Consider the following 20250-nt stretch of genomic DNA (forward strand, 5'->3'; position numbering starts at 1 on the left):
TAGGTCATGGCGTCCCGAAAGTGGGCGCCGGGTCAGGTTACATGGAGCGGGGCGCCGGCGGCAACTGCGACGAAAGGCCGTCTGCGCCGAAGCGCCGATCGAAAGCCCGGCGCAGGGCAAGATCGAGATCCGCCATGCTGACCGGCAGCCCGAGATCGACAAGACTCGTCACCCCGCGATCTCGGATTCCGCAGGGCACGATGCCGTCGAAATGCGACAGATCGGGATCGTGGTTGATCGCGATGCCGTGGAAACTGACCCATCGGCGCAGCTTGATCCCGATTGCGGCAATCTTGTCTTCGCGCAGGCTGCCATCCGCGGCAGGGGGGTGGTCGGGTCGCTCGACCCAGACGCCGACGCGGCCCTCGCGCCGCTCTCCCTTGACGTTGAACTCGGCCAGCGTGTCGATCACCCAGCCCTCGAGCGCGCAGACGAACCGGCGCACGTCCCGGCCCCGCGCGTTGAGGTCCAGCATGACATAGGCGATCCGCTGCCCCGGCCCGTGATAGGTGTACTGCCCGCCGCGCCCTGCCGAATGAACCGGGAAGCGGTCCGGATCTGTCAGATCAGCAGGATCAGCCGAGGTGCCGGCGGTATAGATCGGCGGATGCTCCAGCAGCCAGACGGCTTCGGGCGCCGTGCCAGCGCTGATTGCAGCCACCCGTTCCTCCATCGCGGCGAGCGCGGTCTCATAGGGAACGAGGCCCTCCCAATGACGCCATTCTACCATGATCCTGTCTCCGTCCGTCTTGCTGGCCGTTGCTTTGCGGGCCTGTGCGATCCTCTCGGCAAATGCAAGCGAGCCTTCTCGTCTTTTGTCGCTTTTTTCCTCTTCACATCCGCGAACCGCTCGGCTAAGACCCGCTTCACCAAGCCAGATGTGCGGTCGTGGCGGAATTGGTAGACGCGCAGCGTTGAGGTCGCTGTGGGGTAACTCCCGTGGAGGTTCGAGTCCTCTCGACCGCACCATTGGCTGGGGTAGGCGCTGCCTCCCCGGCCTTTTTCTTATTCCCGTCATCAATACGCTGCTGCAAGGGCCGAAACTGCACGCGATGGCCTGGCGGCCTTGGCGTGATCCCGTCGCCGTCCACGCCGCGGGGCCGGCACCAGCCGCACGCGAAATCAGTGGCTGCCATGTGCAGACCATCCGGGCATCGACCCAAAGGCGCAGATCGGCCCGTTGCGGTGTTTCAGATTCAGCCGAGCAGCGCCAGCCACGCCCAGGCGGTCAGGATCGTCAGCACCGTGCCGATCAGAACGGCCGAGGCCGCGACACGCCGCGCCGCGCCATACATGTTCGCAAAGACATAGGCATTCACGCCCGGCGCCATGGCTGCAGTGACCACGGCGGCACGCAGCTGATCGAGGCTCAGCCCAAGGCCACGACCCATGAACCAGGCGATGGCCGGGTGCAGCACCAGCGACACGGCCACAACGAACAGGATGGCGCGCAGATCGCCTTCGGGGCGGTAGCGATAGAGAACTCCGCCAAGCCCGAACAAGGCGGCCGGCAGCGCAGATCGGGCGATCAGCGCCACAGCGTCCCACAGGGCGGCGGGCACCGGCACCCCACCGAGGTTGACGATGAAGCCAAGCGTGATGCCGATCACCAGCGCATTGCTGAACATCGATCGCAGCACACGGGGCGCAAGGCTACGCAGGTTGCCGCCACGATTGCGCGCAATCTCCATCGCCGTGATGCCAAGCGCATAGCAGAAGGGCGAGTGGATCGCGATGATGGCATAGTTCGCGGCAAGCGCATCCGGACCATAGGCCCTTTCGCTGATGGGAAGCCCAAGCAGCAGCGAGTTGGAGAACAACCCGCAGAAGCCGATTGCGACGCTGTCCTCCCAGCTTCGCCCGAAGATCCAGCGTGCGCCGGCCAGGGCCACGAAAAAACCGGCGGTCGCGCCGCTGTAGAAGCTCAGCAATAGGCGCGGATCGAAGTTCTGGTCCAGATCAAGCCGGGCGATGGCCGTGAACAGCAGGCAGGGAATGGCAAAGTTCTGGGTGAACTTCATCAGCCCTTCGATGCCGGCGTCGCTGAACCATTTGCGCCACAGCGCCAGGTAACCAAAGCCGATCAGGAGGAATACGGGCAGGATGACCTGGATCAGTGCCTGCATGTCAGATGTCGTAGCTTACGGTCAGGCCATCGTGGGCAGGGATTATGTGATCGGGTGTTTCGGCGGCGACCGTGTCGTAATCAAGATCGATGTGCATATTGGTCAGGATCGCGCGCCGAGGGGCGGCGCGCGCGATCCACTGCAGCGTCAGGTCCAGATGCGCATGGGTGGGATGCGGCGTCCGGCGCAACGCATCGACGATCCAGCAGTCAAGTCCTTCCAGAACCGGCCAGCTCGCCTCGGGAATGGCCACGGCGTCGGGCAGATAGGCCAGGTCGGCGATCCGGAACCCGAGCGCCTGGACCGATCCGTGATCGGCGATGAACGGGGTCAGCGTGATGGCGCCACCTGCGCCGTTTATGGTCAGCGGCCCGTGGATCGTGTGCAGGTCAAGAATGGGCGGGTAGGGGGAGCCGGCCGGTTGCACGAAGGCATAGCCGAAGCGGTTGAGCAGCGCCTCTTGCGTCGCCCCATCCGCCCAGACGGGCAGGCGGGCGCGCATGTTGAAGACGATCTGGCGCAGATCGTCGATGCCATGCATGTGATCAGCATGCGAATGGGTATAAACCACCGCATCCAGCGTGCCCACGCCCGCGTCCAGCAACTGGGAACGCATGTCGGGCGTCGTGTCGATCAGAACCCGCGTGGCGCCCTCGGCCGTTTCGCGCGACACCAGAAGCGAACAGCGCCGCCGGTGGTTGCGGGGATTGGCCGGATCGCAGGCCCCCCAATGGCCGCCCAGGCGGGGCACCCCGCCAGACGATCCGCACCCGAGGATGGTGAAAGAAAGCCGCGCCATCACTGGCCGGCCAAGGGATGCGCCGGCGCGCCCAGCGTCGCTTTCCGGAACAGCCGGTCAAAATTCGTCGAGGTCAGGCGCGCGAAGCTGTCGTAATCCATGTTGAACACCTCGGCGCCCGCGCGGGCGGTGAATGCCGTGAAGGCGGGTTCATTGCGTTTGCCGCGATGCGGCGGTGGCGCGAGGTAGGGGGCATCGGTTTCAAGCAGGATGCGATCGGGCGGTGCAGCAGCAAAGATGGCGCGCAGTTCATGCGAACGCGGAAAGGCCGTGATCCCCGACATCGACAGGTAGAAGCCGAGATCCAGCGCCGCCTGCGCCAGCTCTGCCCCGGAGGAGAAGCAATGCATCACGCAGTCATAGGCGCCGGCGCGGTGTTCCTCGGTCAGGATCCGGGCCATGTCCTCGTCGGCGGCACGCGCATGGATGATCAGGGGCAAGCCGGTCTGGCGCGCGGCCTCGATGTGGATGCGCAGGCTTTCCTGCTGCACCGAAGCGCTTTCGGCGGTATAATGGTAATCCAGACCGGTTTCACCGATCCCGACGAATTTCGGATGGGCGGCAAGGGCAACCAGTGCCTCGACCGTTGCCATGGGTTCTTCCGCCGCGCTCATCGGATGGGTGCCGGCGGCATAGAAGACAGCGGCATGCGCCTCGGCAATGGCCCGCACCTGCGGTTCCTGCCGGAGTCGGGTGCAGATCGTGACCATCCGGGTCACGCCCGCCGCCTGGGCCCGCGCGATGACCCCCGGCAGATCCGAGATGAGTTCGGGGAAGTCCAGATGGCAGTGGCTGTCGACGATTTCGGCTCTGTTCCCGGCTGTCATCCGCTGCCCTTCAACTGGCGCCGGCCGGATCAGGCCCCTTGGCGCATCGGCGCGCCAAGCTGCGCCGCCGTTTCATCAACTTTGAAAACCATATCAAGCAGAAGCGCGGCAGGGTCAAGGTTCACCGCCCGTGCATGGCGGGCCCGCGCACCCAGCGTCTGGTGCAGATCCGCCCATCGGCGCGCGGCAGCCGCATCGGGAGACAGGCGCGCAAGCAGCGCGGCCTCACCGGACGCGGCCTCGGTCCTGGGCGGGCCGGCGACACCCGCCCGCGCAAGACGGGACAGGAACAGGTCGAAAAGCGTCAGCATCAGGTCAAGCCGTGGCTCGGCCGCACGCCCGGTGACACTGTCGGCCAGCGCAAGCGCGCGCGTGCGGTCAAGCCGGGGCAGGGTGCCAAACAGTGCGACCAGCGCCGCATAAAGCCTGAGCCCGTCAAGGTTCGCGAGGCGGATTGCCTCGCCCACCGAGCCGGCAGCGAGTTCCGAAAGCGCGGCAGGATCGTCGGTCGCGGTCCCGGCTGCAGCAAGCGCCGCACGCATGTCCTCGGGGGGCAGCACACCAAGCCGCAATTCCCGGCAACGCGACCGGATCGTCGGCAGCAACCGCGAGGGTTGATGGCTGACCAGCAGCATCGTCACGCCGGCGGGCGGCTCTTCCAGAACCTTCAGAAGCGCGTTGGCGGCGTTGACGTTCATGTCATCGGCAGCATCGACAATCACCACCCGGCGGCCGCCGTCCGCGGCGGACAGGCCGAAGAAGCCCTTGAGTCGCCGCACTTCATCCACCGTGATGACCGTCTTCAGCCGCTTCTTGTCATCATCCCACGCCCGGCGCAGCGCGAAGAGCCGCGCTTCGGACTGGGCCGCGATGCGCCGGCTGACGGGATGATCCGCGGCCACATCAAGGCTGTCGCCGCCCGCATCGGCCAGAAGAAACCGCGCGATCCGCCAGGCAAGCGTGGCCTTGCCCACCCCACGGGGACCGGTGATCAGCCAGCCGTGGTGGAGCCGGCCCTGCCGCCAGGCATCAAGAAAGACTGCCTCGGCCGCCCTCTGACCCAGAAGGCCGACGGTATCGCGCGGGTGGGGGGCGCCTTCGACGCGGTCAGGTTCGGGGATATCGTTCATTCAAGTGCCGCCTGGGCAAGCGCGGCGACCTCGGCGGCGATCGCGTCGATATCCCGATTGCCGTCCACGAGACGACAGCGTTCGGGAAACTCCCGCGCGAGCGCGCGAAAACCGGTTGCAAGCCGGGTCTGAAACGCGAGGCCGAGGTCTTCGAACCGGTCCTCGCCCGAGTTTCGTGCCAAGCCCCGGGCCAGGGCCGCGCCCGGTTCCACATCGATGATAAGCGTCAGATGCGGCTCGGTTCCGATCATCGCGTCGTGGAGGCGATCAACCAGCGCGCGCAGATCACCGCGCGCTGCCCCCTGATAAACCCGTGTGCTGTCGGCAAAGCGGTCCGAGATCACGGTGCTGCCGGCGATCAGCGCCGGTTCAACCGTCTTTTCGAGATGATCCCGCCGTGCGGCCGTGAACAGAAGGATCTCGGTCTCGGCCGACCAGCGGCTCGCATCGCCCTGCACCAGAAGGCGGCGGATTTCCTCGGCGCCGGGCGAACCGCCTGGTTCACGGGTCAAAAGGACGTCGCGGCCCGCGGCACGCAGGCGTTCAGCCAGGGCGCGAGCCTGGGTGGTCTTGCCCGATCCGTCGATGCCCTCGAATGTGATGAAGCGGCCGGTGCGCAAGGTCAGAACCCGGCCTCGCCCGCCGCGCGGCGCAAGAGCACCCCCGAGGCAGTGCGCAACCTGGCCACAAAGCCGCCTCGCTCGACGGCCCGACTTGCAACCAGCGGGATGCGCAATTCGCTCATCTCGGGGTGGCTGATCACCAGTTCCGCAAGCCGCTGCCCTTGCGCGATCGGCGCCTGAACCGGACCATGATAGACGATCTGCGCCTCGAGCCCGTCCTGAACGAGCGCCGGCACCAGCACCTGGCGGTCGCTATCCACCGTCAGGCCGACGCGGGTTTCCTCGCCCAACCAGACCTCGGCCTCGCCGATCTGCTCACCGGCGCGGGCGACCGTTTTCTGCACGAACTGCCGGAAGGCCCAGTTGACGATCCGCTCGGCCTCTTCGGCGCGTTCCTGATCCGACTGCAGCCCGGTGATCACGAAGATCACCCGCCGGTCGCCCTGAACCGCCGATCCCACAAGGCCATAGCCGGCTTCCTGGGTGTGGCCGGTCTTCAGGCCATCGGCGCCGATATCCAGCCGGAACAGCGGGTTGCGGTTGAAGCGGTTGCTGGGCGCGCGGTCCTTGTAGTCATATTCCCGTTCGTTGAAGAACTTGTATTCCTCGGGAAAGTCGTTGATCAGGTGCATGGTCAGGATGCCGAGATCGCGCATCGACATGCGGTGCCCATCGGCCGGCCAGCCTGAGGAGTTCTTCAGGGTCGTGTTGACCATCCCGAGCGCCTGTGCGCGTTCAGTCATCAGCCGTGCGAAGGCCTCTTCGCTGCCCGCGAGCCCTTCTGCCACCACCACACAGGCATCGTTGCCGGAATTCACGATGATCCCGAGGATCAGCTCGTGCACCGTGGGCCGGTCCATCTCGTTGAGAAACATGGTCGAGCCGCCCATGTTGCGCGCGCGGGTGGACACGCTGAAGGTCGTGTCCATCGTGACCCGCCCGTCACGCAATGCCTCGAACAGCATGTTGAGTGTCATCAACTTGGACATCGAAGCCGGCGGTAGCGCCTCGTCCGCGTTCTTGTCCAGAAGCACGGTGCCGGTGGTCTGATCCACCACATAGGCTGCGGTTGCGCGGGTTTCGAACGCGGCCTGTGCCGGGATGGCTGCGCCAAGGGCTGCGAGGGCAAGGACAAGCAGGGGAAGAAGGCGTTGGAACATGGGTGTGGTCGTTCACTTTCTATGACTGTCACGCCGGCCATCGGCAGCAGAAAACGCATCAGACGCAAGCCGATTGCGCCTTTGTCGCCTCACTCTGTCAAGTCCCGGGCCAGTGTCGTTGCCCGGGGTTTTCCGGACGGAAGGGATCATAGCCTGCCCGGGCGGTCAAGAAAAGCCGATGCTCGGCGCGGCTTCCGCCTTCGCCTTCACTTCTTTGTTGCGGCAGACCCCGCCTTCTGCGGCTTGGGCGGATCCCGCGCTGGGGGGTTTCAGAATCACATGCCGGCCGCTATGTCGCGTGCCATTGGCAAGGGCCTGATGCGGAAGCGTGGCAGAGTGGTCGATTGCACCGGTCTTGAAAACCGGCGACGGGCAACCGTCCGTGAGTTCGAATCTCACCGCTTCCGCCAGTTTTCGCCGTAACGGGCCGCAATCCTTAAGTCGTGACGGAGCCTCGGATCTGCACTCGCGCCATTGCCGCGGCGCCCGAATGTGCGGATGCAGAACCGATCGATCGTCCGGCCGAGCCGTCATCCGGGTTGTGCCGAGTGGCTTGCTGGCCCTGTGCAGTGCGCAAAGCAGTTTGCGCTCCGATCAATGGATCCAGCTCAACCCCGGGCCGCGTGCCGCGTTGTCATCACCGAGGCTGCGAGGCACCCGCACCACGCGCGTGACGTCGTAAAACGGGCACGGTTTTCCCGCGCTTCCAGAAGACCCTGCAGCCTGACTCTTTCGGTCTGCAAAAGCTCAACGATCTCGCGGGGCGTTACGGCGCGCAGTCTCGATATCCGTTCTCTCGTCCGGTCGTCTTTCCCGTAGTCCAGGCGATCGACCCTTTCCCGCGTTGCTCCGATGGTTGTGGGGGTGGCGCTGGTGTGGCGCCGACACCTATCGCCGCGTTTCCGTATCGGGCGGTGGTGTCACCCGACCGAACCCTTCACTGCTGCAGTCCGAAGCGCCTGCCGCGACCGCAGGCAGGCAAGTCGCAGAGCAGGGGGGGCGCGTGTCGCGGCGGGGGCGAAGGGCGATGAGGATCAGGGGTTGCAGGCACCGAGGTGTGGCGGGGCTGTGACGGAGCAAAGAAACCCGCAGCGGCGTGTTGCGGAGCGGTCTGCGCCAGCTATCTGCTTCTGCTGGAACGGTCGTCACCCTTCGGAATCAGGAGACCCTGGATGAATGCCTTCATCGAAACGACTGCGTGGCACGTCATTGGTGCCATTGCGGCCGTGCTGCTGCTCGCTGGCGGGGCGACGGCTCAGACCTCGGGCGGCTTTGCCTTTTCGCTGCGCGGGGGGGTTGAGGTTGCGCCCGACTACTTCGGCTCCGAGAGCTATGGTGTCGGCCCGGATATCGGTTTTGCGTTCGGCTCGCTTTCACTTCCCAACGGCCTTGTCATCGGCACGCCCGGATCGCAGCCTTTCGACGAGGGCAGGATCCTGCGCGGATCGTTCCGCTATATCAAGAAACGCACTGCCGACGATCATCCCGAACTTTTCGGGCTCGAGGATATCGATGGTGCGCTCGAAATCGGCATCGGCGTCGGCTATGTCGGTCCCGACTGGCGGGTGTTCGGCAACCTTCGTTATGGTGTCATCGGGCACGAAAGCCTGGTTGGAGAACTTGGTTTCGACTCGCTCTTCCGGATTTCGGACGCCCTTCTGATTCACGCGGGCCCGCGGGTCGATCTTGCCAGCAGCCGCTTTACCCGCACCTATTTCGGCGTGTCCGAGGCCGAGGCGGTCGCTTCGGCCTTCGATGCCTACCGGCCTTCGGGCGGGGTGGTTTCGGTGGGGCTTGAGCTGGGGATGCGCTATGCCTTCAATGACCGATGGGCCTTGGTGGGAACGGCCAGCTGGGACCGTCTTCAGGGTGATGCGCGACGCTCGCCCATCACCCGCCAGGGGAGCGAGGATCAGTTCGGCGTGACGCTGGGTCTGTCTCGCAGCTTTCAGCTGGGCGGCTGAGCCGCGGCCATGCCCGATGCCTGCGCGGCGGTCCGACCATCCCGACACGACAAGCGACCAAGGCCGCAGGTGGATCGGACCCGCACGGGATCGCGTTCGGCAAGGGGCGGTAGCCGTGCATGGGGCGGAGCCCCTTCGCTGTCGGGGCCGCGTTCCTGGGGGCGCCCGCGCTGGTGATCCGGCGTCAGGTGGTTCGTTGCGCAGCCGTGCCGGGCGCCCCCGCAGCGACGACGCTGCGCCCCTCGGGCCGCCCGCGCATCATCCGTCGCTTGCCGATGCGTCCGGTGCGGTTGGCCGGATTGCGGCAGCCGGCCTGCCGGTGGACGCCGGTTCGAGGTGAAGGTGGGCGTCTGTTGAAGCTCTGCGCGATTGTGGTGACGATGCAGATCGCGCCGGGCGGCGGCAGTCCCGCCCGGCCCTGGCGCCTTTCGTCGTGTCGCTTCTGGCGATGGGCACGGCCCGTGCTTGGTGCCAGACGTCGGAACTGGCGCGGCGCGCTTTTGCCCGGCTGGCACTTCTGCGGTTCAGCTGGCAGGACATGAGCCGCGGTGAAGGTCCGGGAAGGCGCCGCGAACCAGACGCGGACGACTCTCGTGGACCGGCTACCGCGCACCGCGCCCTCACGGGAATGCGGTGCGAGACGCCAATCCCGCCAAGGTCACGTCCGCCTTGAAATGCCCGAGGAACGGCCCGCAGTCGCCTGCCGTTACGGAAATGCCGGTGTCTCAGGCGTTGAACAGGAAGTGCAGGACATCGCCGTCCTTCACCTCATAGCCCTTGCCTTCAACCCGCATCTTCCCGGCTTCCTTGGCGCCCTGTTCGCCGTTCAGCGTGACATAATCGTCATAGCCGATCGTCTCGGCGCGGATGAAGCCGCGTTCGAAATCACCGTGGATCACGCCGGCGGCCTGCGGGGCGAGGGTTCCCTTGCGGATCGTCCAGGCGCGGGCCTCTTTCGGGCCGACGGTGAAGTAGGTCTGCAGGCCCAGAAGCGCATAGCCCGCCCGGATCAGACGGTCGAGTCCTGGCTCTTCCAGCCCCATCTCGCCAAGGAACATCTCGGCCTCCTCGCGGTCAAGCTGGCTGATCTCCTCCTCGATCCGGGCCGAGATCACCACATGGGCCGCACCTTGCGCTGCGGCCATTTCGGCCACGCGCGCGGTCTGGGCATTGCCGGAGGCTGCGCTCGCTTCCTCGACATTGCAGACGTAGAGCACGGGCTTGGCGGTCAGAAGCTGCAACATCGACCAGGACTTGCGGTCCTCTTCGTCGATGGCAACGGTGCGCGCGGGCTTGCCGTTTTCCAGCGCGGCGAGGGCGGCACGCAGCAGGCGGTCCTGGGCAAGCGCTTCCTTGTCGCCGCCCTTCAGCTTGCGCGCAAGGTTTGCAAGGCGGCGTTCGATGCTTTCCAGATCGGCAAGCATCAGCTCGGTCTCGATCGTCTCGGCATCGGCCACCGGATCGACGCGCCCCTCGACATGGGTGATGTCGCCATCCTCGAAGCAGCGCAGCACATGGGCAATGGCATCGCATTCGCGGATATTGGCCAGAAACTGGTTGCCGAGGCCCTCGCCCTTGGATGCACCGCGAACAAGCCCCGCGATATCCACGAAGGTCATGCGCGTCGGGATGATCTGGCGCGAGCCGGCAATCGCCGCCAGCCGGTCAAGCCGCGCGTCCGGAACGGCGACCTCGCCCACGTTCGGCTCGATCGTGCAGAACGGAAAGTTCGCCGCCTGTGCCGCCGCCGTCCGCGTCAGCGCGTTGAAGAGCGTCGATTTGCCCACATTCGGCAAGCCCACAATCCCCATCTTGAAGCCCATGACGCACCCTTTCCCGTTCAGCGGATCTGCGGCGCATCTAGGGGGCGGGGTGGGGCAAGGTCAAGCGCGGGCGCCCGAGGTTCTGCGGACTTGCCATTGATTTTCGGCCCGCCATGCCGCAAACCCGCTGAAACAGCGACGGGGCGGGGCGCCATGACCAGAATCGACGACACTTTCGCAAGGCTGCGGACCGAGGGCCGGAAGGCCTTCGTTTCCTACATCATGGCAGGTGATCCGGACGTGGAGACCTCGCTTGCCATCATGAAGGGCCTGCCGGGGGCGGGGGTGGATGTGATCGAACTGGGGATGCCCTTCACCGATCCGATGGCCGATGGCTCGACCATCCAGCTTGCCGGCCAGCGCGCGCTTGAAGGCGGGCAGACGCTGGAGAGAACCCTGCAGATGGTGCGGGACTTCCGCCAGGGCGATGACCGGACGCCGATCGTGATGATGGGCTATTACAACCCGATCTACAGCCGCGGCGTGCAGCGTTTCCTGGCCGAGGCCCGCGAGGCCGGGATCGACGGGCTGATCATCGTCGATCTGCCCCCGGAAGAGGATGACGAACTGTGCCTGCCGGCGCAGGCGGCGGGGCTCAACTTCATCCGTCTGGCCACGCCAACCACGGATGCCAAGCGCCTGCCCACCGTGCTGCGCAATACCAGCGGCTTTGTCTACTATGTCTCGATCACCGGCATCACCGGCGCCGCGGCGGCGCAGGCGGCCGATGTCGCGCCGGAAGTTGCACGGATCAAGGCGGCGACCGATCTTCCCGTGATCGTGGGCTTCGGCATCACTACGCCCGAATCCGCGCAGGCGATTGCCGGGGTGGCCGATGGCTGTGTCGTCGGCTCGGCCATCGTCAAGCTGATCGGCGAGGGGCGGTCGGTCGCGGATGTGCTGGCGCATGTCCGGGCGCTGGCGGCGGGCGCCCACCGCGCCTGACGCCTGCTGATCCGTCGAAAGGGCCCGCCACTGCGCGGGCCTTTTTCACGGGGCCACCACCAGATGCTGCTGCCCATTGCGTGAACAGGCACCGATTGGTAATCATAATTGACCAGTTGCACCGAAAGAGCATCCATGCCCGTCATCACCTGCATTGAAGACCTTCGCCAGATCTATCAGCGTCGCGCCCCCCGGATGTTCTATGACTATGCTGAATCCGGCAGCTGGACCGAACAGACCTTCCGGGAAAATACCACCGATTTTGCAAAGATCCGGCTTCGGCAACGCGTGGCTGTGGACATGCTGAACCGGTCCACCCGCTCCACGATGATCGGCGAAGAGGTGGCGATGCCGGTGGCGCTTGCGCCGGTGGGGCTGACGGGCATGCAGCATGCCGATGGCGAGATCCTTGCCGCTCGCGCGGCCGAGGCCTTTGGCGTGCCCTTCACGCTCTCGACGATGTCGATCTGTTCCATCGAGGATGTCGCCGCGCATACGACCAAGCCGTTCTGGTTCCAGCTTTACGTGATGAAGGATCAGGATTTTGTCAGCCGGACGCTGGCGCGGGCCAAGGCAGCGGGGGTTTCCGCGCTGGTGCTGACGCTTGATCTGCAAATCCTCGGCCAGCGCCACCGTGATCTCAAGAACGGCCTTTCTGCGCCGCCCAAGCTGACGCTGCCCACGATGATGAACCTCGCGACCAAATGGCGCTGGGGCATGGGGATGCTGGGCACCAAACGGCGGTTCTTCGGCAATATCGTTGGCCATGCCAAGGGCGTGGCCGATGCCTCGTCGCTGTCCAGCTGGACGGCCGAGCAGTTCGACCCGCAGCTCGACTGGTCCAAGGTTGCGCGGCTGAAAGAGGAGTGGGGCGGCAAGCTGATCCTCAAGGGGATCCTCGATGCCGAAGATGCCCGCATGGCCGCCGAAGTGGGGGCGGACGCGATCATCGTCTCGAACCACGGCGGGCGGCAGCTTGACGGGGCGCTGTCGTCGATCCGGGTACTGCCCTCGATCCTCGACGCGGTGGGGGACCGGGTCGAGGTGCATCTTGATGGCGGAATCCGCTCGGGTCAGGATGTGCTCAAGGCCGTCGCGATGGGGGCACGCGGCACCTATATCGGGCGTGCCTTCGTCTATGGGTTGGGGGCCCTTGGCCAGGCTGGCGTCACCCGCGCGCTTGAAGTGATCCACCGCGAGCTTGATATCTCGATGGCGCTCTGCGGCGAGCGTGACGTCCATGACCTGGGGCGCCACAATCTACTTGTGCCAAAGGATTTCGAGGGGGAGTGGCACTAGGGCTTGAGGCGATAGCCGGTCCGGAACCAGTACCAGCACAGCGCCAGCAGGGCTGTGGTGAAGGCGCCGCAGACGGCCAGGCCGATTTCCGGCGCGCTGTCGGACCGGCCGATCACCCCATAGCGAAGCCCGTCGATCAGGTAGAAGATCGGGTTCCAGTGGGTGATCGTGCGCATCGGCTCGGGCAGCGTCTCCACCGAATAGAAGGTGCCTGACAGGAACGACAGCGGCGTGACGATGAAATTCGTGATCGCGGCCATCTGGTCGAACTTGTTGGCAAAGACGCCTGCGATGATGCCGATGGCCGACAGCATCGCGGCCCCCAGCAACACGAAGCCCAGGGCCCAGAGCGGATGCGCGATGCCCATCCCGAGCGCGAGCACCATGACCAGCCCGATTGCCAGCGCGACGAAGAGGCCCCGCGCGATCCCGCCGGCCACATAGCCCGCGACGAGTTCGCCAGCCGAAAGCGGCGGCATCAACGTGTCGACGATGTTGCCCTGCACCTTCGAGATGACGATCGAGGATGATGTATTGGCAAAGGCGTTCTGGATCACCGTCATCATCAGGATGCCGGGGGCAAGAAACTGGATGAAGGGCACGCCCATCACCTCGCCGCGTGAAGGGCCGATTGCCAGCGCAAAGACCGCAAGGAACAGACCGGCCGTCATCAGCGGCGCCGCAAGCGTCTGCGACCAGACGGTCAGGAAGCGCAGGATCTCGCGCATCGCCAGCGTTTTCATGCCCAGCCAGTTGATCCGGCCAAAGCGGCGTACCCCCATCTCGATCGGTTGCCGTCCCAGGTCCTGGCCACTCGGTTGCATCACATGCCCCTTTGTCTTGAATTCGCGGTCCGGTGCTTGTATCTCGGACCGTCCCGACTAAAATAGGGGCTTAACAGATTTCTCCAAGGTGATGCGGCCGTGCAGGTCGCCGCCCGGGATGAGCAGAAACCCGGAGGCCATGAATGTCCTGGACCGACGAGCGCGTCGAGACGCTCAAGAAGATGTGGGCGGAAGGCCAGAGCGCCAGCCAGATCGCCAAGGAGCTTGGCGGGGTGACGCGTAATGCCGTCATTGGCAAGGTCCACCGGCTGGGCCTCTCGAACCGCGTTGGCGGTGCCGGAAAGCCTGACGAAGATCTGGCCGAACCTGTGGCTGCGGCCGCCGCACAGCCTGAACCTGCCGCAGCGCCACGTCCGGCGGCCGCGCCCCGGCCGGCGCCGCAGCCGCAGCGCGTGGAGCCCGCTTCCGAACCCGTCCGCGCCGAGCGGGAAGAGCCGCGCGTCGCACCGCCGGTGCCACAACCCGCGCGGCGCGTGATCGTGCCGGCAGGCCAACCGCTGCCGCCGCAGCCCTCGGCGAACGAAATCAGCCCCGAGGCGCTGGCTTCGGTGCGCGAGGTGGAGAAGAAGGCGCGCCGGCTCACGCTCATGGAACTGACCGAACGGACCTGCAAATGGCCGATCGGCGACCCGGCGACCGAGGATTTCTGGTTTTGCGGTCTGCCAAGCCAGGCGGGCAAGCCCTATTGCGACGCTCATGTCGGGGTGGCGTTCCAGCCGATGTCATCGCGGCGCGACCGCCGCCGCTGAGCTGCCCAAAGGAAAATCGGCGTCGCTTGGGGTTAGCCGGTGCGGCTCATGCTCTCGGCGAGGTCGGCATGCCGGCCGCCCAAGCAGTTGCACCACCGGGTTTTCGGAATCCGTTCCTTCCTCTCGGCCCGCCTTGGCGGGTCGCCCGGCCCGTGGGTGCCCGCGGCGGGCGGGGAACAACGCCGCGGGGGGAAGTCCGGATGCCGCCTGCGCGCAGCCGCGATGCGGCCGGGCCGCAAAGGTCGTGCCAGGTCCCTGGTCGGGGTGACCGTGCCTTCGCCGGTTCGGCATCGAAAGCAGCGCAACCCCGGCTTTCCGGCTGCGAGTGGCGGTCCGTTCACAGCAGGGGTCAGGATGGCCAGGCCAAGATCATCCGCTGCCGACCTCCTCGTTGGCGCGGCCGATGCCTGTGCCAGAGCGTGCGGGGCGCGCCCGGCGCAACAGGGCGCGCCCGCAAATTTCCGATCCGCGTGCGTGGTGGTGCGGTCATGTCACTGAAGGATCACTTCATCAGCGTGGTTCCGCGACCGGTCGCCCGGTTCATGTGGAGTGCTCGGGACGCCGGCCCGTGCGAAGGTCCGGCGGGGCGCAGGCGTCGGTGGCCTGCGGGCAGGTGCAGGTCCCTGCGGCCCCGCGTCAGTTGCCGCCCAACAGACGCCCCAGCCCGCGTCTCACCTCGTTTTCCAGCAGCCGCCGGGCCTCTTCTTCCAGAGCGCGGCGGGCGGTGTCTTCCAGCGGCTCGCCCTCGCGCGCCTCGACGCCGAGCTCCTCCAATCGGCGCCGCGCCTCGGCTTCGGCGCGTGCTTCAAGGGCGCGGCGTTCTTCTTCGGCGCGACCGCGGGCGATCCCCTCGAGGTCAAGGCGGATCCTCGGATCGGCCCAGGGCCCGTCGATCAGGAAGGGAACACGCAGGCCGCCGCTGCCATCTTCCCGGGCAAGCGCAGTGGTCACCAGACGGTAGTCAAGCTGCTGCGGCCCGAGGTCGATCCGCCCGCTTCCCGTCGCCTGCATCAGCGGCGCCGAGAAGGCAAGATCGTCGTTGCGCAAGACGCCCTCGGCGATGGTGAAGCTGCCGGTGATCCTGTCGAAGATCGTGCGCGACCCTTCGCCGACATAGGACATGTCCAGCCTGCGCAGCATGCCGACCAGATCAAGCCCGACGATCGCACCCTGTCCCAGTGCAAACGCACCCTCGCCCGAGAGGCTGGCCATGATCGCCGCAACCGAAGGGCCCGAGCCAAGAAACCGGAGCCTGCCGCTGAGCGGGGCAATCAGTCGATCCTGCCCGACGAGGGTGGCAAGCAGCGGCTGCATCCCGATCTCCGATGCGACAAGGTTGCCCCCGACCGACAGCGCGCCGCGCCCGTTGATCACGAACTCGCCGCCCAGAGTGCCGTCCAGAAGCTGAATCTCCTGCAGGTCCAGAACGGCGCGCGCCGCATCAAGCCTTGCGCGGATCTGTACCGGGCCCGCCTGCAGCTCGCCCAGCCGGAGACTTTGCGCGGAGAGGCGCAGATCGGCATCCAGCCAGGCAAGGGGCGCGATATCGATGGGGGTTGTGGACCATCCCCGCGCTGCTGGCGCCGCCCCGGCGGCCGAGCCAGGAGCCGGCGCCACCGGACCGGACGAAAAATCAAGCGCCTCGGCACTGATCGTGGCGTCGAGGAACGGCCGGTCCGCGCCGGGATGCAGCTGTGCGTCAAGCCGAAAGCGGTTCGCGCTCAAAGTCACTGTCGCATCCCGAAGACCGAGCGTTCCTGTCCGCGTCCGGTTCAGAGTGCCAACCAGCCGCATCGGTCCTGCCGCTGCCGCAGGCAGGGCGACGTCGGGCTGTCCGAAGGCAGAGAGAAGACGTGCAGGGGCGGGGGCGTCGATATCGATCTGCCCCTCGGCTGCCAGATCAAGCCCGCCGCGACCACGGAAGGTCATCCGGCCCCCTGCAAACGCCATGTCAAGCGCAAGAGCCGAAGCCTGCCCCTGGATCAGCGCGGCGGGGTCGGCGATCTCGCTGCGCAGGGCAAGGGGCTGGCCTTCAAGGCGACCGCTGAGCTCGAGGCGCGCCGGGCCATCGGTGCCAGGCATCTCGAGGCGCAGATCGAGATCGTCGGCGCGCAGCACGGTATCCGACGCGCGATCCACGAAGGTGATGCGGCTGCCCGACAGCTGTGCCTCGTCGAGGGTGATCGGGCGCGCGGGGGGCTGCACGGGCGTTGCAGGGATAGCGGCCGCTGCGGCCGGTTGGGGCGCAAGGCGCCAATTCTCGCGCCCGGTGCTGTCGCGCTCCAGATGGATGTCAGCGTCGTGCAACCGAAGGCGGCGGATCACGATATCCCCGCGCCAGAGCGCGGCAAGATCGAGGCCGATGTCGATTGCGCCGGCCTGCAGCATCGGCCTCTGGCTGGCCCAGTCGGCATTGCCGATGCGCAAAGTCCCGCTGCGAAGGCCGATCACCGGCCAGATCGTGGGCTGCAACGGGCCTTCGATGGTGATCGTGCGCCCGGTTGCCGCTGCCAGGCGCTCGCTCACCGCCGTGGCGATGCGGTCACGCGGCAGCAGGAATGCCAGCGCGGCAAGCAGGATCACCGCCGTCACAAGGGTCAGCACCAATCGCAGCAGCCAGCGCATCCTCAGCCTCCGGGCAGTTTCCACGGCCGAGTGTGGCAAGACCGCCGGGGCAGCACAAGGCCGTCAGGCTGCGGGGGCCGGTTCCGGCAGGAAACGGTGCGTCGGAGGCTCCAGATGCGCCATGAAATCCGCGCACCACTGCACCACGTCATGGCTCAGAAGCCGCTTCATCATGTGGTCCCAGCGCTCGCGGCGTTCGTCCAGCGGCATTGACAGGGCGCGTTGAATGGCCTTCGCGGTGCCTTCGGCATCATGGGGATTGATCAGCAAGGCGCTGTCCAGTTCCCGCGCCGCGCCCGCGAAGCGCGACAGGACCAGAACGCCCGGATCCTCGGGATCCTGCGCGGCAACGAACTCTTTCGCCACAAGGTTCATCCCGTCCCGCAAGGGGGTGACAAGGCCCACCTTTGCCAGCCGGTAAAGACCCGCCAGCACCGGCCGCCGGATGGATCGGTTGATGTATCGCATCGGCACCCAGTCAACTGTGCCCAGCGCTCCGTTCAGCCGCCCCGCCTCGGAGGCAACGGTTTCCTGCATCGAGGCGTATTCCGGTACTTCCGACCGTGAGGCCGGGGTGACCTGCAGATAGATCACCTTGCCCATGTATTCCGGCGCACTGCGCAGGAACCGTTCATAGGCCTCGATGCGCTGGGGGATGCCCTTCGAGTAATCAAGCCTGTCCACCCCGATCAGAAGATCGCGCCCACCGAGGGACCGTGCCATTTCACGGATGCGGCGATCATCGGGGGACTTGGCGGCGATGGCGGCAAATTCTGCGGTTTCCATTCCGATCGGAAAGTCCCCCGCGACAAAGCTGCGGCCAAAGGCGCGGAACCTGCCTCCACCCAGGGGTTCGCCCACGCCTTCGCGGCGCAGGCAGCCGGCAAAGTTCTCCACATCGTAATCGGTCTGGAAGCCCACGACATCATAGGCGCAAAGCCCGCGCAGGATGGCCTCGTAAACCGGAACCGAAAAGAAGATGTCGGCGGGCGGCCAGGGGATGTGCAGGAAAAAGCCGATCCGGTTGCGCACACCGCGGCGGCGCAGTTCCTCGGCCAGCGGGATAAGGTGATAGTCATGCACCCAGATCACGTCGTCGGGTCGCAGCAGCGGCACAAGCCGGTCGGCGAACAGCCGGTTGACCCGGAAGTACCCCGCCATTTCCCGTCGCGCATATTCCGTCAGGTCGATGCGGCTGTGGCAGATCGGCCAGAGCACACGGTTGGCGAAGCCGTTGTAGTATTCAGCCACGTCGCGATCGGTCAGGTCTGTCAGCGCGTACTGGATTGCGCCGTTCTCGCGGATGCTGAGTGGCCCCGGTTCATCCTCGCCGGTCGATTTTCCCGACCAGCCCATCCAGATGCCGCCCCGTTCCCGCAACGCCGCATGCAGCGCAACCGCGAGTCCGCCTGCCGGCGGATTGCCAGCCTTGTCAGGCAGGGGAACGCGGTTGGACACGACGACCAGGCGGCTCATGGGCGGCCCTCGTGCTTGCGTCGATGCTCAGCGTTCATGGGCGATCTCCTCCAGGATCTGCCGGAGCCGCTCCGGCGTGGGAAGCGTCGCAAGCGCGGCGGTGTCTTGATCTGGAGGCGCGATGCGGATGGATGTTCCTCCCAGCGCGTTTGCCGCAGCAAACATCGCCTCGTCAGTCACATCATCCCCGATGGCAAGCGGCTTGCGCCCCGCGAAGGGCTCGCTGTCAAGGAAGGCGCGCAGCGCGCGGCCCTTGTCCTTGGCTGCAGGACGCAGTTCGACCACCATCTTACCGTGCAAAAGCTCCCAACCTTCACCTATCCGGGCCAGCTGCTTCTCCATCAACGCCGCAACCCTGTCGCGAGTTCCCTGAGCCTGGCGATAATGAAGCGCGAGGGCCGCACCCTTGTCCTCGAACAGGACGCCGGGAAGGGCCGCGGGGGCGCGGGCAAGTTCGGCGCGGATATCATCAAGGGCGGGCGGGCGGTCTGCGGGGATCAGCGTGCCGTCACTGCCGCGCCGTTCGGCGCCGTGAAGGCCGGCGATGGGAAAGCGGTGCGGGGTGAAAAGCCGGTCCGCCAGCGCCACCTGACGACCGGTGACAAGCGCCAGCGCGCCGCCAAGATGGCGGGTCAGCGCCTGCAGAACGTCTGGGAGACGCGGGGGCACCACAATGCCGTCCGGTGTTTCCGCCAGATCAAGGAGCGTTCCGTCGATGTCGAGAAACAGCGCCCATTCATGGGGCGCACGGGCCAGCGCGGCAAGCAAAGGCTCGCCCTCCGCGCCGGTCTGGGGAAAGAGGGGATCTTTGTCTGTCATGGCGAAAAGATTAGCGCGTCGCTGGCGCAACACAACCCTGAGGGTGTTTTTTCTGCACCCGGAATCGTGGCAGGCGGTCGGCGGGCGCGACGTGCGGCGTGATCGTGTCAGGGGCGTCTGAGGCCGAGCGGCGGTGGCGAGGAACGCACGGCCATTCTCTGGCCGGTTCTGTCCAGAGACGAAAAGACCCGGCGCAAGGCTGCGCCGGGTCTCTGCCATGCCGCGGGTGGCGACGGGTCGCTTATTCCGCTTCGGCGCCTTCTTCCGCATCCGCGGAACGCAGTCCCGACGGGGCAGTGATGTTGGCGATCACGAAGTTCCGGTCGATCGTGGGCTTCACACCTTCGGGCAGTTCCACGTCGCTGATGTGGATGACGTCGCCGATGTTGCGGCCGCTCAGATCAACGGTGATGTGGTCGGGGATATCCCCCGCGGTCACTTCCAGTTCGACTTCCGGGCGCACCACGGTCAGCGTGCCGCCACGTTTCAGGCCGGGCGCCTGTTCGTGGTTGATGAAATCGACATGGATGAACAGGTTGATGCGGCTTGTCCGGCGCAGGCGCATCAGATCAAGATGCGTCGGCAGGTCCTTCACCACGTCGCGCTGCACATTGCGGCAGATGACGCGCACGTCTTCCTGACCTTCGACCTTGAGGTTGAACAGGGTCGAAAGGAAGCGGCCTTGCTTCAGGCGCTTCAGAAGCGTGTTGTAGTTGATGTTGATGGGAAGCGGGTCTGCGCCGCCACCATAAACGATACCGGGTACGTAGCCCTCACGACGAGCTTGACGAGCGGCCCCCTTGCCTGTCCCCGTCCGTACCTCGGCGTGAAGATCAGGGATCTCACCAGCCATAGAGGTTCTCCTAGGTTATGCGGACATCCTCCAAGGGTGCATGCCCGCGTGAACCTGCGCCTATAGGGCAGATTCGCGGCCTTGCAAAGCCGAAATACGCAGGCGGCGGTGCGGATGTGGCATCCATGCGGCAGGCTGCGCAAGCGCCCTGCGGGCCGGGACAGATTTCACTGGACGGGACGGCAGG

The 20250-nt window shown here is 66.1% G+C and carries 17 protein-coding genes and 2 tRNA genes; 6 read left to right on the forward strand and 13 right to left on the reverse strand.

Going from position 1 to position 20250, the window contains the following annotated elements:
* Positions 1 to 37: 37 nt before the first annotated feature.
* Positions 38 to 781 (reverse strand): lipoyl(octanoyl) transferase LipB, encoded by a 744-nt coding sequence (gene lipB / locus ACFQXB_RS07065; protein ID WP_377401870.1) that lies wholly within the window; start codon positions 779 to 781, stop codon positions 38 to 40.
* Between the two features lie 101 nt (positions 782 to 882).
* Between lipB and ACFQXB_RS07070 the strand changes: the two genes are divergently transcribed.
* A tRNA-Leu gene (locus ACFQXB_RS07070) sits at positions 883 to 969 on the forward strand.
* 227 nt (positions 970 to 1196) lie between these two features.
* Here the strand turns inward: ACFQXB_RS07070 and ACFQXB_RS07075 are convergent.
* The 6 genes from ACFQXB_RS07075 to ACFQXB_RS07100 are packed head-to-tail and all read right to left on the reverse strand — an operon-like array spanning position 1197 to position 6665.
* Positions 1197 to 2126, reverse strand: a complete 930-nt coding sequence (locus ACFQXB_RS07075; protein ID WP_377401285.1) for an AEC family transporter — start codon at positions 2124 to 2126, stop codon at positions 1197 to 1199.
* Between the two features lies 1 nt (position 2127).
* Positions 2128 to 2925 carry an MBL fold metallo-hydrolase gene (locus ACFQXB_RS07080; protein WP_377401288.1) on the reverse strand — a complete coding sequence of 266 codons (798 nt, stop codon included), beginning with the start codon at positions 2923 to 2925 and terminating at the stop codon, positions 2128 to 2130.
* Positions 2925 to 3752: a TatD family hydrolase gene (locus ACFQXB_RS07085; protein ID WP_377401291.1), complete on the reverse strand. Its 828-nt coding sequence runs from the start codon at positions 3750 to 3752 to the stop codon at positions 2925 to 2927. The genes ACFQXB_RS07080 and ACFQXB_RS07085 overlap by 1 nt, the downstream gene beginning before the upstream one ends.
* 29 nt (positions 3753 to 3781) lie before the next feature.
* The gene (locus ACFQXB_RS07090) at positions 3782 to 4882 is read right to left on the reverse strand and encodes a DNA polymerase III subunit delta' (RefSeq protein WP_377401294.1); all 1101 of its coding nucleotides are present in this window, start codon (positions 4880 to 4882) and stop codon (positions 3782 to 3784) included.
* Positions 4879 to 5502, reverse strand: coding sequence for a dTMP kinase (gene tmk / locus ACFQXB_RS07095; RefSeq protein ID WP_377401297.1), 624 nt, complete (start codon positions 5500 to 5502; stop codon positions 4879 to 4881). The genes ACFQXB_RS07090 and tmk overlap by 4 nt, the downstream gene beginning before the upstream one ends.
* Before the next feature lie 2 nt (positions 5503 to 5504).
* Positions 5505 to 6665, reverse strand: a complete 1161-nt coding sequence (locus ACFQXB_RS07100; protein WP_377401300.1) for a D-alanyl-D-alanine carboxypeptidase family protein — start codon at positions 6663 to 6665, stop codon at positions 5505 to 5507.
* Between the two features lie 322 nt (positions 6666 to 6987).
* On the opposite strand from ACFQXB_RS07100, the gene ACFQXB_RS07105 reads away from it, so the two are divergent.
* Together ACFQXB_RS07105 and ACFQXB_RS07110 are read left to right on the forward strand one after the other, a co-directional pair.
* A tRNA-Ser gene (locus ACFQXB_RS07105) sits at positions 6988 to 7075 on the forward strand.
* Between the two features lie 762 nt (positions 7076 to 7837).
* Positions 7838 to 8629, forward strand: a complete 792-nt coding sequence (locus ACFQXB_RS07110) for a MipA/OmpV family protein (RefSeq protein WP_377401303.1) — start codon at positions 7838 to 7840, stop codon at positions 8627 to 8629.
* A gap of 725 nt (positions 8630 to 9354) precedes the next feature.
* On the opposite strand, the gene ychF is transcribed toward ACFQXB_RS07110, so the two are convergent.
* Positions 9355 to 10452 carry a redox-regulated ATPase YchF gene (gene ychF / locus ACFQXB_RS07115; protein WP_377401305.1) on the reverse strand — a complete coding sequence of 366 codons (1098 nt, stop codon included), beginning with the start codon at positions 10450 to 10452 and terminating at the stop codon, positions 9355 to 9357.
* A 153-nt stretch (positions 10453 to 10605) separates the two neighbouring features.
* On the opposite strand from ychF, the gene trpA reads away from it, so the two are divergent.
* Together trpA and ACFQXB_RS07125 are read left to right on the forward strand one after the other, a co-directional pair.
* Positions 10606 to 11397: a tryptophan synthase subunit alpha gene (gene trpA, locus ACFQXB_RS07120; RefSeq protein WP_377401308.1), complete on the forward strand. Its 792-nt coding sequence runs from the start codon at positions 10606 to 10608 to the stop codon at positions 11395 to 11397.
* Between the two features lie 135 nt (positions 11398 to 11532).
* Positions 11533 to 12696 (forward strand): alpha-hydroxy acid oxidase, encoded by a 1164-nt coding sequence (locus ACFQXB_RS07125; protein ID WP_377401311.1) that lies wholly within the window; start codon positions 11533 to 11535, stop codon positions 12694 to 12696.
* On the opposite strand, the gene ACFQXB_RS07130 is transcribed toward ACFQXB_RS07125, so the two are convergent.
* Positions 12693 to 13520, reverse strand: a complete 828-nt coding sequence (locus tag ACFQXB_RS07130; RefSeq protein ID WP_377401314.1) for an ABC transporter permease — start codon at positions 13518 to 13520, stop codon at positions 12693 to 12695. The two genes, ACFQXB_RS07125 and ACFQXB_RS07130, sit on opposite strands and share 4 nt — an antisense overlap.
* Positions 13521 to 13663: 143 nt before the next feature.
* Between ACFQXB_RS07130 and ACFQXB_RS07135 the strand changes: the two genes are divergently transcribed.
* The gene (locus ACFQXB_RS07135; RefSeq protein WP_377401317.1) at positions 13664 to 14290 is read left to right on the forward strand and encodes a GcrA family cell cycle regulator; all 627 of its coding nucleotides are present in this window, start codon (positions 13664 to 13666) and stop codon (positions 14288 to 14290) included.
* A 636-nt stretch (positions 14291 to 14926) separates the two neighbouring features.
* Here the strand turns inward: ACFQXB_RS07135 and ACFQXB_RS07140 are convergent.
* The 4 genes from ACFQXB_RS07140 to ACFQXB_RS07155 form a co-directional block, all read right to left on the reverse strand.
* Complete coding sequence (locus tag ACFQXB_RS07140; protein ID WP_377401320.1) at positions 14927 to 16915, reverse strand: AsmA family protein; 1989 nt, start codon at positions 16913 to 16915, stop codon at positions 14927 to 14929.
* 63 nt (positions 16916 to 16978) lie between these two features.
* Positions 16979 to 18391 carry an alpha,alpha-trehalose-phosphate synthase (UDP-forming) gene (gene otsA / locus ACFQXB_RS07145; protein WP_377401323.1) on the reverse strand — a complete coding sequence of 471 codons (1413 nt, stop codon included), beginning with the start codon at positions 18389 to 18391 and terminating at the stop codon, positions 16979 to 16981.
* 27 nt (positions 18392 to 18418) lie between these two features.
* On the reverse strand, positions 18419 to 19210 hold the full coding sequence (gene otsB, locus ACFQXB_RS07150) for a trehalose-phosphatase (RefSeq protein ID WP_377401326.1): 792 nt from the start codon (positions 19208 to 19210) through the stop codon (positions 18419 to 18421).
* 241 nt (positions 19211 to 19451) lie between these two features.
* Positions 19452 to 20063, reverse strand: a complete 612-nt coding sequence (locus ACFQXB_RS07155; protein WP_377401329.1) for a 50S ribosomal protein L25/general stress protein Ctc — start codon at positions 20061 to 20063, stop codon at positions 19452 to 19454.
* Between the last annotated feature and the right edge of the window lie 187 nt (positions 20064 to 20250).

This window comes from Halodurantibacterium daqingense, from assembly GCF_042666235.1.
GTDB classification, from domain to species: Bacteria; Pseudomonadota; Alphaproteobacteria; order Rhodobacterales; family Rhodobacteraceae; genus Halodurantibacterium; species Halodurantibacterium daqingensis.